Here is a 14,409-nt window from a genome sequence, read left to right on the forward strand (position 1 = left end):
TTTTATATTATAGTCAGGAGAGTTAATCAAGCAGCCGGTTCTTGATCAGATAATGATTGGAATACATCTTTTCCAGGAACCGGCTCGAACAGCGGACCGAAAAGATCCCGTTCCCACCAAGCTTAATATGAAGATGATTATGTTCAAAATGGCTTCGGCCATTGTCAGATGCGATGTGTTCCACATTAATCCAGATGCAGTCATCGTTCCGGTGACTGTTCATCGGCTGAAGCAGGATCGCTTCCCGTTCACTGATCAAAGCAGGATACAGATACTGTTTCTTCGGGCCAAGGATCTTCGCCATGGAGCGAAGCCGTCCTTTGAAGTCAGATCCGTTATCGAGACAGGCGTCCTCAATCACTTCGAGCGGTTTTCGGCTGTCATAGTGCACACTGTTGTCCGATTCCGTGATTCTGGTTTGATATACCGGGTGGAAATACCTTTCAAAAACAAAGCTTTCTTTTTTGACTTTGTACGGCAAAATTATCTGAGTCATCTTCTAATCTCCTTACTATTCTTTTTTAGAGGCCATGGTCCGAATTCACCTGAAGAAATCGTTTGCATGAATTCAAGAAAAGGGGACTCACCACTGAATAACCAGGAGTGAGTCATTGGATTTCCTGAACGTGAATTATTGAACAAAAGACCTATAGCTTTATCATACCGTAAGATCTGCATTTGGCAAGTATTTTATTCAAAAAATGAATAATAAAAACAATTAACCCATACTTTCGACACGATTCGCCATACGTAATTTACGAATGGCCCCTTTACGCCAGGATTTCACGGTCTCTTTCGAGACCTTGTAATGATCGGCAAGGTCAGCGACGCTGTCGCCGCGGATGATGGCCCCTTCATACCAACAGAGTTCCCGGGGTGTGAGATTCATACTGACACCGTAATCGAACAGTTCCAGCACTTTTAAGGCATCGTCTTCAACAGCAGGAGCAGATTCAGCAATGCTGGAGTGATCTGTCAGGTGATTGTGATGACTCCACTTGTCTTGATCCCTTAAGTAGTTACACATACGTCCGTGAATATAGAGACGTGCATAGGACGGGAATGCGCCCTTGTCTCCGTCAAAGCGCTGCCAGGCGTCAAACAGTGCCAGCATGCCGATATGTTCATACTCATCCCGTTTCCCGGATAAACCGAGTCGATCGATGGTACTGTGAATCAAAGGCATAAAATCAGAAATCACTTCATCAAAGGTCTTTGCGTAAATGTCGTAATGCTCTCTTGTCATCTTGATCAGTCGATTCTGAAAGCCGGCTTTCGTGTATTCCGCGGTAGCTTTACTATAAGCTGAAGAAGAGAAGGTTACGAATCGCCAAAACAGTCATTCTGCTTAAGCGAAATCATCGATTTTGCTATACGAAATTGATGATTCAGATAGACGAAATAAAGGATTTTGGCAGAATTTTAATATATTGATCTACCTTTGAAGTTGAGATGTTAAACTAAAGATGTCCTGAGGGCGTGTTCAAGTATGGAAGAAACTCGTCTCTAATTTTCAGAATGAATTAGATTATTAGTAGTCATTTGGTTGTTCAAAACCAAGTCAGTACTAATGATCTGATGAAAAAAGGAGTGCATTCAACGATGTATATGAAAATAAAACGACTTTCAGATATTGCCCTGTCAGCAGCAGGTCTATTAATTTTATCACCAGTTTTTCTGGGTCTTATTATTGGAATCAAACTCGATTCCAAAGGACCGGTATTATTCAAACAAAAAAGAGTCGGAATCCATAAAAGCTATTTCAATATCTATAAATTCCGTACAATGCGAATTGATACACCTAGAGATACCCCAACCCATTTGTTAGATAATCCTGATCAATACATAACAAAGATGGGCAAATTCTTAAGAAAGACCTCATTAGATGAATTGCCACAGATCTTAAATATCCTTTCTGGGAAGATGAGTATCATCGGTCCAAGGCCAGCGCTTTGGAATCAATATGATCTGATCGCTAAGCGTGATAAATACGGGGCTAACGATATACCTCCGGGATTAACCGGATGGGCGCAGATTAATGGTAGGGATGAACTTCCAATAGACGTGAAAGCTCATTTAGATGGAGAATACGTTAGGAAGCTAGGTTTGATTATGGATCTTAAATGCTTTTTCGGTACATTCATCAGCGTGTTGAAGAGCGACGGTGTCGTTGAAGGGAAAACCTGTCCATCAAATAATAGCGACAACAAGAAAAGGGTTGTGTCAAAACAATGAACGTATTGATAACCGGAAACAATGGATATGTCGGCAATCGATTAAAAAAGTGGTTAAAAAATCGTCACGACTTCAATGTTGATACAGTAGGTGTACGTGATAATGAATGGGAAAAACTTGATTTATCTTTTTATGATGCAATCGTTCATGCGGCAGGCATAGCACATATGAAAGAAACAAAAGAAAACAAGAGTCTGTACTATGAAATCAATCGAGATCTAACAATTAAGCTCGCTCAAAAAGCTAAAAGAGATGGGGTTCCTCATTTTATATTTATGAGCAGTATGAGCGTATATGGTATTGAAACTGGTGTGATTGATCGTAATACTACGCCAAAACCGAAATCAAATTATGGGATTTCAAAACTTGAAGCGGAAAAATCGCTAATGACAATGATTAATAGATCATTTACAGTCTCGATAATTCGACCACCTATGATTTACGGAAAGGACTCGAAAGGGAACTATGCGAAACTATCAATGATAGTAAAGAAGCTACCTATATTCCCAAACATACAAAATGAAAGAAGTATGTTGTTTATTGATAACCTTAACGAGTTTATCGCTTCGATAACTAGGGAGCCAATAAGCGGTTATTTCCATCCGCAAAATGAAAGCTATGTATGTACTACAGATATGGTCAGAGAGATATCAACTATTCATAATAAATCGATACTTTTCACTAAAATATTTAACCCAATCATAAATATTATAAATAACCCGATATTGGATAAGATGTTTGGGAGTTTAATTTACTCAAAAGACATTGATTTGAAAAAGAAACATAATGAATATAATATAATAAGCTTTTCGGAATCAATAAAGTTAACGGAGGAAAAAAAGTGAAGAAAGTTCTTATTTTATCTAACCACCATTCATATACATATAATTTCAGGAAAGAGATCATCCAAGCAATCATAGACGAAGGTTACAAAGTTTACATTGTTCAACCATACGGTGAAAAAGTAGAAAATCTTAAAAAAATGGGTTGTGAATGTATTAATCTATCTCTTGATCGTAGAGGGACCAATATACTCACTGATGCGATTCTATTCAAGAATTATTATAAAATCATGAAAAAGATTAAACCGGATGTAGTACTGACTTACACAGTAAAACCAAATATCTATGGAGGCTTTGCTTCTAGATTGTTAAAGATTCCACATATTCCGAATATCACGGGATTAGGAACAGCAATTGAGAATAAAAGTATCATGCAAAAAATTATGTTTATGATGCATAGAACAGCTCTAAAAAGAAGCTCCTGCATTATGTTTCAAAATGAAGAAAACAAAAAAATATTCGAACGTGAAAAGATTGGCAAAGGTAAATACAGGTTAATTCCTGGCTCCGGAGTTAATATTGAGCATTTTGATCTATTAGATTATCCGAGTCAAAGGAGCACAGAGTTTGTTTTTATATCTAGAATCATGGAGGAAAAAGGAATTGATCAGTATTTAGAAGCCGCAGAATATATAAAGAAAAAGTATCCAGAAACTAAATTTCATATTTGCGGATTTTGTGAAGGTAATTATGAGGATAAGCTACAGCAATTCGAGAAGGACGGGGTAATCAAATATCATGGAATGATAAATGACGTAAGAGAAATATTGAATCATACCCATTGTACTGTTCATCCTACATTCTACCCCGAAGGAATGTCTAATGTATTACTTGAAAGCGCCGCGAGTGGAAGGCCAATAATAACAACAGATAGAAGTGGGTGTAGAGAAATTGTAGATGATGAAGTAAATGGGTATATTGTAGAGCAAGAAAATACTAACGACTTAGTTAATAAAATCGAGAATTTTTTATCGTTGAAACATCAGAAAAAAATGAATATGGGTTTAAGTGGAAGACAAAAAGTAGTAATGGAATTCGATAGAAAGTTTGTTGTTTCAGCTTATATGGAAGAAATATGATAATTTAAGTTTTTATAAAATTAATTAATGAAGGAGTTAATAATGAGTGATACTTTTTTGGTGTCTGTAATTATCCCCACACATAATCGAGAAAGAACGATTATGCGAGCAATAAATAGTGTTTTATCTCAATCTTATCAAACATTTGAGATTATAATAGTCGATGATAATTCAAACGATAACACAGTAGGTTTAGTAAATGAAATAGAGGACAATAGAATAAAAATAATAAAGTTAAGTTCCAACCAGGGTGCAGCAAAAGCTAGAAATATTGGTATAAATGAGTCCTCGGGAGAGTATTTGGCTTTTTTGGATTCCGATGATGAGTGGTTACCCACAAAACTCGATAAGCAGGTAAAGATGTTTGAGAACGCTGATGAAAAAATCGGCCTCATATACTCTTCGATAATAATTGATTTAAAAGGGAGCAGAAATATTGGTATGGTTGCTAAAGCAAGAGGTAATATTTATACCGCTCAGATATACGAAGATCAGGTTTCACCAACCTCAACTTATTTATTGAAAAAAGAGTGTATTGATAAAATTGGTGGTTTTGACGAAAGTTTACCAGCTAGACAAGATTACGATTTTGTAACTAGATTATCCTTGGAATATGATGTTGATTATGTGAAAGATGCACTTGTTATTTTATATCAAGATGAAAATAATAGAATTACAAATAATCTAGAAAAAAGAATATATGGGCATCAACAAGTAGTAGAAAAAATATTAAATAATGTCCCTCTTAATGCTCATAAAAAAAAGAGAGACATAAAAAGTTACCATAAATATTCAATGGGAAAGTATTGTTTGCAAAATAATAATCCAACTATGGGAAAGAAATTATTCTTGGAAAGTATAAAATTAAATCCGCTTAGAATCAAATCTTTAATTTTGTTGATTCTTTGTTATTTCCCTAAAAAAATCCAGGTGCTTTTAATTAAGAGGATAAAATACATCAAAAGAAATATTATTAATTATATTTCGTTGGTATTTGATAAATTCAGATTAAATAATTAAAAATGGTCGCTGATTATGGCCTAATCAGGTGAAAATTCACTGTTTTCGTCTGATGTTATTATTTCCTGTTTTCTCTGGGGATTCAGATTACAATACTCTTGGTCTAGTTACTCTCAAATCAATGTAGTTAATATAACAAGAAAATGGAGGATTTTTGGTATATGAGAAGTAACTCAACGAATTTAAATAAGTTAATTATCAATAATGTATCGCCAACTAAATTGTTATTTTCAATTTGGTTCTTTACTATTTTTATGGCTTCTTTAGCGCCTAGAAGTAGTTATAGTTTATTTGTGTGGGATAGAGTATTTACTTCATCAGGTATAGCATATATTATATTGGGTCTTACAGCCTTTTTAATTGGCGCGTTTATAGTTAATGTATCATGGAAACGGAAACTTATAATAAAACAACCTGATACTCAATCTATAGATGTTCACAAAACATTGGCTTTATTAAAAGTAGTATTTCCAATTGTTACAATCAGTTTTTTTTTAATGTTGTTGGAAACAGTTATCATAGTAGGGGGAGTTGCTAATTTAATTTATCTTATGACTGAGAATTGGCATTACGTTGGTGATGTGTTTAGAGAAACTAAACCTTTTCCAGGGGCCCGATTACTATATAGTGGTGTTATCGCAGTAGGTGTATTTAGTATTTTCCTATTATTTGGTGATTTTTCAGTTAAGAAAAAAGACAAACGAAAGTTGATATTTATATTCTTAATATGCTCACTCATTCTTTTGATAAATCCATTGCTTGTTTCATCTAGAGTTTACTTCCTCACTTTCGTTGTTGCGATTATAATTAATTTAATGTTTTTATTAAAAAAGAAATTTAAAATAATTAAGTTTGTTTTAGTGGGTTCGTTAATAGCTATTGTTTTATGGACAATTCAAGAAACTGTTAGGGTTTATTCTACAGCTCAATTTGATAGAATTGGTGACTCGGTTCTTTATTCTTTTGAGAGACTTTCGTGGTACTTTGCTAACAATCTAGCTAATGTAAATAATTTAGTTGAATATCATATCGATTATCACTACGGCTTAAATCAATTTGGGACATTTCTTGAGTTGTTATTTATAAATGTTGAACTAAACAACATATTACCTCAAGCATACTCGATTCAAGGGACCTGGACAGGCCTAGGAGTACCTTTCACAGATTTTGGTTGGTTTGCTATATTTCAATTAATGTTATTTGGATTTATTTCTCAGTATATCTTTAACAAAGCTAGAGAAGGTACGATATTCGATATTCTGATATACAGTTTTATAGCAGCGGCAATAATAATATCCTTTCAGACCAGCCTTTGGCAAACATATGAGTTTTTATATAATTTAGTATTAATTATTATATTTGGAAAATCATTAAAAAAGGGGGGCAAAATATATGAAAGTGGCAATACTACAAAACCAGCTTAATATAGGTGGTAGGAGTAAAGTTACGGCAGAAGTTATTAGGATATTTAACGATCAAGGGATTGTTCCAGATGTATTCACTTTTAGCGATGATAAAGCAATCCAACAGTTTAAAAATCACTACAGAAAATGTGATTTCGAATTATTTACCAAGTTACCGAAAATTAAGTTTGTGAGAGGATACATTTACCAAGTAGTTCTAATGAACCTGTTTTCTCTTAAATATCTAAAAGAATACGATATGATATACAATTGCAATGATTCAATGTATTTTTTACCTAAAGATATATATAAATTACATTATATTAACTTTCCATTAGAGGAGAACTTTAAGTATACTAATAGGTATAAAAATCCCATTTGGCATTTGTATTTTTTACCTTTAAAGTTTTTATTTCTCTTTAAAAAAAGAAATTTTCAAAACGGTTCGATACTCTGCAATTCAGAATTCACCAAAAAAAAATTAGTGGATTGTTATGGTGATTTATGTGAAAATCCAAAAGTGCTTTATCCGCCAACTATCGATGGAGTGAATAGTATTGTTGATAAGAAAGATCAAGTTGTTAGTGTCGGAGCTATTACCCCAGATAAGGAACAATTAGCACAAATAAAAATCGCAGAGAAAATGCCAGATATTTGTTTTTTTATAATTGGTGCAATAAAATCTAATGCCTATTATCGGGAGTGCAATGATTATATAGCAAGAAATAACATAAAAAATGTAAATATAGTTCATAATGCGGATGATATGACTTTAAAGCAGTATCTATCAGAATCAAAATTTTTCCTCCATACGAAAGTTAATGAACATTTTGGAATTAGTACTGTTGAGTCTTTGGGTTACCAATGTATACCAATTGTTAGTAACTCCGGAGGGCAAAAAGAAATTGTTAAGTACGATGAGCTAAGATTTAATACAATAGACGAAGCTGTTAATAAATTAAAAATTGCAATAGATTCAAAAATCAAGTTTGGCAAGGATCCTTATACATTTGACTATATTAAGAGATTTTACACATCTAATTTTGAGAGGGAAATATTAAAAAAGATAGAAAAAGGTAGAGAGCCGGATGAGACTAATAGTAATTTGTAATAAAAATATAACTGATATGGTTCAAAATGATTATTGTAGTAGGAGGTTATTATGGAGTTAGTATTATTATCAGGTGGTTCAGGAAAAAGATTGTGGCCTTTATCAAATGATGCTCGTTCAAAACAATTTCTTAAAATCCTTAAAAATAGCAATGGAGAACAATGTTCGATGGTGCAAAGAGTGTGGAGACAAATAACTAATGTTAGTTTATCAAACTCAACAATAATCGCTACTAGTAAATCGCAAGTTGATATGATCCAAAATCAATTAGGTGCTGATGTACCACTTATAATAGAACCAGAACGAAGAGATACGTTTCCAGCGATTGCTTTGGCTGCTACGTATCTTTATTCTATTAAAGGGGTTTCTTTAGACGAAGTTGTATCGGTTCTACCAGTTGATCCTTATGTAGAAGATGACTTTTTTCAAAAAATCAAGGAATTAGAAAATGTTATTAAATTAACAAAATCTGATTTAGCATTAATAGGAGTAAAGCCTTCATATCCTTCAGAAAAATATGGATATATTGTACCGGAAAAAGAACTTCAGGGTAATGAATATCTAAAGGTTAGTCACTTCAAGGAAAAACCCAGTCAGGAGCTTGCAAAAAAATTAATTAACGATAACGCACTTTGGAATTCAGGTGTATTTGCTTTTAAATTAGAATATATAATCAACATACTTATGGAACAAGAATTACCTATCCAGTATGATGAACTATTGAATCAATATAATCGTCTTACTAAAAATAGTTTTGATTATGAGGTTGTAGAAAAAGCGGAGCAAATTGTATCAATACCTTATGAAGGTAGTTGGAAAGATCTAGGAACGTGGAACACCCTAACAGAAGAGATGGTTAGTCAAAAGATTGGAAAGGGTATTATTTCTTCTGATTGTAAAAATACTCATCTGATAAATGAATTAGATATTCCAGTAGCAATATTGGGGATGAGTAATGCTCTAATTGCTGTAAGTCCCGATGGAATTCTTGTAACAGATAAAGAAGCTAGTCCTAAAGTTAAAGAGCTAGTTTCTTCGTTTGAACAAAGACCGATGTATGAGGAACGGCGATGGGGGTGGTATCAGGTACTTGACTACACAAAATTTCCGAACGAAAAAGAAGTTTTAACGAAAAAAATTGGAATTGCAGCAGGGAAAAATTTAAGTTACCAACTGCATCATAAAAGAAGTGAGGTATGGACGATTATTTCAGGTGAAGGAGAATATGTTTTAGATGACCAAATAGAAATAATTAAGGCTGGAGATGTCCTTAATATTCCTGTAGGCTCAAAACATGGTATAAAAGCAACTACAGATCTTCAATTTATAGAAGTTCAAACAGGAACAGATATAGTTGAAGAGGATATTGTGCGTATTTACATGACTTGGAAAGAAGTAGAGCAAAATTGCCATACAAATATAAAATAGATTATAGGGGGCCGACATGCTGGTGTTTAAGCAACTTATTTATTGTTTGTTCGGGGAAATTAGATAATGAATATACTAATATCAGGCGCTGCCGGTTTCATCGGTATGTACCTTTCAAAACGATTAATGGAGGAAGGACACCAGGTAGTTGGTGTCGATAACATCAATGATTATTATGACACACAGTTAAAGCAAGACCGTTTAGCCTTGCTCAATGAGTACGGTGCTTTTTCTTTTTATGAAGTGGACCTTGCTGATCGTGCGAGGTTTAATCAAATCTTTCAAGACAATCAGATTGACGTTGTGATCAACCTTGCTGCTCAGGCGGGTGTTCGCTACAGCTTGGAGAATCCGCATGCCTATGTAGATTCCAATCTGGTCGGTTTTGTAAACGTCTTGGAAGCTTGTCGTCACTATGATGTGAACCATCTGATCTATGCGTCATCGAGCTCAGTTTATGGTGCGAATCAGAAGATGCCGTTTGCCACAACCGATGAAGTGAATCACCCGGTCAGTCTCTATGCTGCGACAAAGAAGTCCAATGAGTTAATGGCACATACATACAGTCATTTGTACAATATCCCAACTACGGGATTGCGCTTCTTTACCGTATACGGTCCAATGGGGCGCCCGGATATGGCATACTTCTCTTTTACGAAGAAAATCATTGCCGGTGAAACGATTCAGGTCTTTAATAATGGTGATATGATGCGTGATTTTACATATATTGATGATATTGTCGATGGGATTGTACGTTTACTGGATCATCCTCCGAAGGGCAATCGGGATTTTGACCGTGCGAATCCGACGCCGAACGAGAGCCATGCGCCTTATAAGGTTTATAATATCGGGAATAACCAGCCGGTGAAGCTGATGGACTTTATTCAGACATTGGAAAAGCATTTGGGCATTGAAGCGAAGAAAGAATTCCTGCCGATGCAACCAGGAGATGTAGAAGCAACCTATGCGGATATTGACGAGTTGACGCGGGATACGGGCTTCCAACCAAGGACGACGATCGATGAGGGTCTCAGGAAGTTTGTCTCCTGGTATAAGGCGTATTATCAAATTAAAGAATAGAGACGCTCTCCGGAGGGTCTTTTTGTCTAAATGAAAGGAAGATCAGTCAATGAAAATTACAGTAGCAGGAACGGGCTATGTCGGTTTATCGAATGCGGTATTACTGGCGCAGCATCATGACGTGACAGCGATTGATATCGTGCAAGAGAAGGTCGATATGATTAATAACCGCCAGTCACCGATCGTCGATGAAGAAATAGAGGCATTTTTTGCGAATAAGGAGCTGCATTTAACTGCAACGACGGATCGATCCCAAGCATACGCAGAAGCAGAGTATGTGATCATCTCAACACCGACGAATTACGATCCGGAGCGGAACTATTTCGACACGAGTACCGTTGAAGCGGTGATCACCGACGTGTTGGCGATTAATCCTGATGCGGTGATGGTGATTAAATCCACCGTACCTGTTGGTTACACGGAAGAGATCCGTGAGAAATTCGATACGGAGAACGTGATTTTTTCACCGGAGTTTCTGCGCGAAGGCAGGGCGCTTTATGATAATCTCTATCCATCGCGGATTATCGTCGGGGAAAGATCGAAGCGTGCCGAGGTCTTTGCAGATCTCTTACGTGAAGGCGCGGCGAAAGAAGAGATTGACGTGCTGTACACCGATTCCACGGAGGCCGAGGCGATTAAGCTGTTTGCCAATACGTATCTCGCCATGCGGGTAGCGTTCTTCAATGAACTCGATTCCTATGCGGAGGTACGGAACCTGAACACCCAGCAGATCATTGACGGCATCGGACTCGACCCACGGATTGGCACGCATTACAATAATCCTTCATTCGGGTATGGAGGCTACTGTCTCCCGAAGGATACGAAACAGCTGCTAGCTAACTACGAAGACGTACCGAACAACATCATCGGAGCGATTGTCGATGCGAACCGCACGCGTAAGGATCATGTTGCTGATATGATCCTCCGCCGTAAACCAAAGACCGTTGGCATCTACCGTCTGACGATGAAGACCGATTCCGATAACTTCCGCCAGTCCGCCGTCCAGGGTATTATGAAGCGCCTCAAGGCAAAAGGCGTGGAGGTCATCGTCTTTGAACCGGTATTGACAGAAGAGAGGTTCTACAATTCCCGTGTGGTTAATGACTTTGAGCAGTTCAAGAGAGAATCAGATGTGATCGTGGCAAACCGGCTAAATGAAGAACTGGTGAGTGTGAAGGATAAAGTGTATACGAGGGATTTGTATGCGAGGGATTGAGGGGAAATCATGAAAAAAATTGAATTTATCGGTATTCCAGGAAGCGGTAAGTCTACATTAACAAAAAGACTATGTGAGCTGAATGATTCATTTCTTTCTTTAAGTGATTTTGATCTGCATTATCGATCGCCAATTAGTAAGTTTAAGAAAATCACCTCAGAAAATTTAATAAGAAAGCTGAACAGATTGATAATTAAAAGAGAATTAATACCAACTTTTTCGAAATTAAATGCTGAAAACCCAGACAAATTATTGAAACTTCAAAACTTTTTGGCTGAAATGGATTCAAATGATCGTTATTTCACTTCACAAGTCTTAATGAACGACTATTTTAAACTAGCAGTGATGCATCAGTTTACCGATTTGAGTAGTGAGAGGTATATTGTTTGCGATGAACATTATGCTCATAGATCAGGGAGGATATTTAAGCACCTCAGTAAAAATGATAAACCTAAAATATTAGATGAGTATTTCGAAGTTGTAGGTTATCCGGATGTGGTTATTAAGACAGATTTAAATCCGGATATTGCTTTAAAAAGAATGAGCTCGAGAAAAATAGGGGTCCCATCAGCTTACAAAAGTAAGACTGAAGAAGAGATAAAGCAAACACTTCGCAAATCTGATGAGTACAGCAATTTTCTATATGAATACCTTCTTCAGAAAGGTATTCAAGGATATAGATATAACACCGCAAACAATATATCAAACGAAAAGTTAAAAATAGAAAATGATTTATCTACTTGATTTAACAGCATCGAATTGAGGGATTTTATGAAAAAACTATCAATCGTTATTCCACACTATAACTCAAGTGATTCGCTTGTCCGACTCCTGAATTCAATTCCAGTCAACGATTTTATTGAAATCATAATTGTGGATGACCGCAGTTCCGAAGAACATGTATCAGTATTGAAACAATTAACAGAAGAATTCTTAAATCACCATATCAAGTTGTTTTTCAATGACGTTGGTGAAAAATCTGCAGGAGCTGCAAGAAATATAGGTCTTGAACATGTAACAGGTGAATGGATTCTTTTTGCGGATTCGGATGATTTCTTTACAGAGGGATTTTATGAAGTAATTAGTCAATATTTCGAATCTGATAATGACATTGTTTTCTTTACTCCAACAAGTATTTATAATGATACGAATGAAGTCGCAACAAGACATACAAGCTACGAAGAGCTCGTTCAAAACTATCTGAGCCAGCCTGATTGGTATTCAGAAGCGAGGTTGAGGTATGGCTATGATGTCCCTTGGTCAAAACTGTTTCGTGTATCATTCATCAAAACCCACCTAATTGAATTTGACGAAGTCATTTACTCAAATGATGTTATGTTCTCATTGAAAGCTGGCTTTTATGCAATGGAGTTTGAAGTATCTAAAGATGTGATCTATTGTGTCACAAGAGACAGAGGCAGCCTGACTTCTACGGTGAACGAAGAGACATTCGATATTCGATTAGGTGTTACGATCAGAAAGTATATATTCTTGAGAGAAAACCTTCCCCGAAAAGACTTTGAAAAACTTGAGTTAAGCGGTCGTGGAGCATTGATGGGCGCAAGGCAGTTTGGATTGAAAAAAGTGCTTGGAGTTTATAGGGCATTAAGAAGGCATCGGATAAAAATTATTTCATTAAAGATTTTTAATCCTATGTGGTTCTTGGACAGGTATAAACGAGTTCGTAGCAAAGAAAAAGAGTTAGAAAAGTATAAAATTTAATCGTTGCTTACGAGGTATGAATGCAAATTTAAGGTGTCATGAAGCGGATCTAGGAAAAAGGTGTGGAGGTGGTCGTTTTGAACCTGTATTACCGGATGGTACCTTCTACCACTTCCGTGCGATCAATGACTTTGACAAATTCAAAGAAGAACCAGACATCATGGTGGTGAACCTCCTGTCAGATGATTTTTTCGATGAGGATGAAAAGGCATATACGCGAGAGACTAAAGAATCGAGGGTTGAATATTATGAATTTAAGAAAGGAAAAAGACATATTAGATAGTTGGAAGGATTCGTCTAATAATATACCCGTTGTAACGGTAGCCTGTATTACATATAACCATGAAAGATATATTGAAGACGCAATTTCCAGTTTTCTAATGCAGGAAACAGATTTCCCATTTGAAGTTATAATTCATGATGATGCATCAACTGATAAAACTGCAAAAATAGTAAAAAATTACGCTGAGAAATATCCTAATATAATCAAAACGATACTACAAACTGAAAATCAATACTCTAAAGGTGGTCGAATTGCATGCAGATTCATCTATCCCATTTCTCGAGGGAATTTTGTTGCACTTTGTGAAGGTGATGATTTTTGGACCGATAAGGAGAAATTGCAGATTCAATATAATCTTATGCAGAAGAATGACTCAATATCATTATGTTGTCATACTGCTACAATGACCACTCCAGACAAAAAGCCATTAAAGAAAATAAAACCGCTTTATGAAGAAGGAATTATATTAACAGAAAGATTGATCGAGAGTCCAGGTGGCATACTGGCCACAAATTCAATGTTTTTCAAGAATATATTTAAAAGTGGAATGCCAGATTATTTAATGAAAGCACCAACTGGAGATGTTGCCTTAGGACATGTATTGGCTCTTCATGGGAAAGTCTATTACCTTGATAGGGATATGAGTGTTTACCGTAAAGGAGTAGAAGGGTCTTGGAGTAATAGGTCTAAAGTGTCGTCCATCAAAATAAATCATTTAAAGAAAACTATTGAATCCTTAGAACGCTTAAATGAATATAGTGGTAGAAAGTATCAAAGCAGTATAAAAAAAAGAACTGAAAAAATAGAGTTTGATATAAAAATGATTTTGAAAGATAAATCCTTATTTGCTGATCGTATATTTAAAGAAAAAAGTAATATGGACAAAATTAAAATTATTGGACGTTTTTACTTTCCTCGAACATTATTGAAAATATCAGTGATTAAAAGAAAATTAATCAATAGTAAATTACAATCTGACTGAGGTTTTAC

Annotated in this window: 15 protein-coding genes; 13 read left to right on the forward strand and 2 right to left on the reverse strand. The window is 35.7% G+C overall.

Translation table 11 applies throughout. The annotated features are described in order from the left end of the window. Positions 1 to 22: 22 nt before the first annotated feature. Together BBEV_RS01260 and BBEV_RS01265 are read right to left on the reverse strand one after the other, a co-directional pair. A complete protein-coding gene (locus BBEV_RS01260; RefSeq protein ID WP_069363802.1) occupies positions 23 to 496 on the reverse strand; it encodes a competence protein ComK in 474 nt (157 codons plus the stop codon). Positions 497 to 718: 222 nt separating this feature from the next. Further along, entirely contained in the window at positions 719 to 1,246 is a 528-nt protein-coding gene (locus BBEV_RS01265) for a sigma-70 family RNA polymerase sigma factor (protein WP_069363803.1), read from the reverse strand. A 356-nt stretch (positions 1,247 to 1,602) separates the two neighbouring features. Between BBEV_RS01265 and BBEV_RS01270 the strand changes: the two genes are divergently transcribed. From BBEV_RS01270 to BBEV_RS01330, 13 genes are all read left to right on the forward strand, one after another. Continuing rightward, positions 1,603 to 2,235 carry a sugar transferase gene (locus BBEV_RS01270; RefSeq protein ID WP_069363804.1) on the forward strand — a complete coding sequence of 211 codons (633 nt, stop codon included), beginning with the start codon at positions 1,603 to 1,605 and terminating at the stop codon, positions 2,233 to 2,235. Then, the gene (locus tag BBEV_RS01275; RefSeq protein ID WP_069363805.1) at positions 2,232 to 3,080 is read left to right on the forward strand and encodes an NAD-dependent epimerase/dehydratase family protein; all 849 of its coding nucleotides are present in this window, start codon (positions 2,232 to 2,234) and stop codon (positions 3,078 to 3,080) included. Before BBEV_RS01270 ends, BBEV_RS01275 begins: the two co-directional genes overlap by 4 nt. After that, positions 3,077 to 4,156: a glycosyltransferase family 4 protein gene (locus tag BBEV_RS01280; RefSeq protein ID WP_069363806.1), complete on the forward strand. Its 1,080-nt coding sequence runs from the start codon at positions 3,077 to 3,079 to the stop codon at positions 4,154 to 4,156. The genes BBEV_RS01275 and BBEV_RS01280 overlap by 4 nt, the downstream gene beginning before the upstream one ends. Positions 4,157 to 4,198: 42 nt before the next feature. Next, positions 4,199 to 5,176, forward strand: a complete 978-nt coding sequence (locus BBEV_RS01285) for a glycosyltransferase family 2 protein (protein ID WP_069363807.1) — start codon at positions 4,199 to 4,201, stop codon at positions 5,174 to 5,176. Positions 5,177 to 5,337: 161 nt separating this feature from the next. Then, on the forward strand, positions 5,338 to 6,600 hold the full coding sequence (locus tag BBEV_RS01290; protein WP_069363808.1) for an O-antigen polymerase: 1,263 nt from the start codon (positions 5,338 to 5,340) through the stop codon (positions 6,598 to 6,600). Then, positions 6,569 to 7,690, forward strand: coding sequence for a glycosyltransferase (locus tag BBEV_RS01295; protein ID WP_069363809.1), 1,122 nt, complete (start codon positions 6,569 to 6,571; stop codon positions 7,688 to 7,690). The genes BBEV_RS01290 and BBEV_RS01295 overlap by 32 nt, the downstream gene beginning before the upstream one ends. 51 nt (positions 7,691 to 7,741) lie before the next feature. Beyond that, a complete protein-coding gene (locus BBEV_RS01300; RefSeq protein ID WP_069363810.1) occupies positions 7,742 to 9,118 on the forward strand; it encodes a sugar phosphate nucleotidyltransferase in 1,377 nt (458 codons plus the stop codon). A gap of 66 nt (positions 9,119 to 9,184) precedes the next feature. After that, entirely contained in the window at positions 9,185 to 10,198 is a 1,014-nt protein-coding gene (locus BBEV_RS01305; protein WP_069363811.1) for an NAD-dependent epimerase, read from the forward strand. A 49-nt stretch (positions 10,199 to 10,247) separates the two neighbouring features. After that, positions 10,248 to 11,414: a nucleotide sugar dehydrogenase gene (locus tag BBEV_RS01310; RefSeq protein ID WP_069363812.1), complete on the forward strand. Its 1,167-nt coding sequence runs from the start codon at positions 10,248 to 10,250 to the stop codon at positions 11,412 to 11,414. 9 nt (positions 11,415 to 11,423) lie between these two features. After that, complete coding sequence (locus BBEV_RS01315) at positions 11,424 to 12,158, forward strand: adenylate kinase family protein (RefSeq protein WP_069363813.1); 735 nt, start codon at positions 11,424 to 11,426, stop codon at positions 12,156 to 12,158. Between the two features lie 27 nt (positions 12,159 to 12,185). Continuing rightward, positions 12,186 to 13,136: a glycosyltransferase family 2 protein gene (locus BBEV_RS01320; RefSeq protein ID WP_069363814.1), complete on the forward strand. Its 951-nt coding sequence runs from the start codon at positions 12,186 to 12,188 to the stop codon at positions 13,134 to 13,136. A gap of 16 nt (positions 13,137 to 13,152) precedes the next feature. Continuing rightward, on the forward strand, positions 13,153 to 13,419 hold the full coding sequence (locus BBEV_RS17515; RefSeq protein ID WP_069363815.1) for a hypothetical protein: 267 nt from the start codon (positions 13,153 to 13,155) through the stop codon (positions 13,417 to 13,419). Next, a complete protein-coding gene (locus BBEV_RS01330; RefSeq protein WP_198155041.1) occupies positions 13,385 to 14,401 on the forward strand; it encodes a glycosyltransferase in 1,017 nt (338 codons plus the stop codon). The genes BBEV_RS17515 and BBEV_RS01330 overlap by 35 nt, the downstream gene beginning before the upstream one ends. Positions 14,402 to 14,409 lie beyond the last annotated feature (8 nt).

The sequence above is a fragment of the Salisediminibacterium beveridgei genome (assembly GCF_001721685.1).
Classification (GTDB): domain Bacteria; phylum Bacillota; class Bacilli; order Bacillales; family Salisediminibacteriaceae; genus Salisediminibacterium; species Salisediminibacterium beveridgei.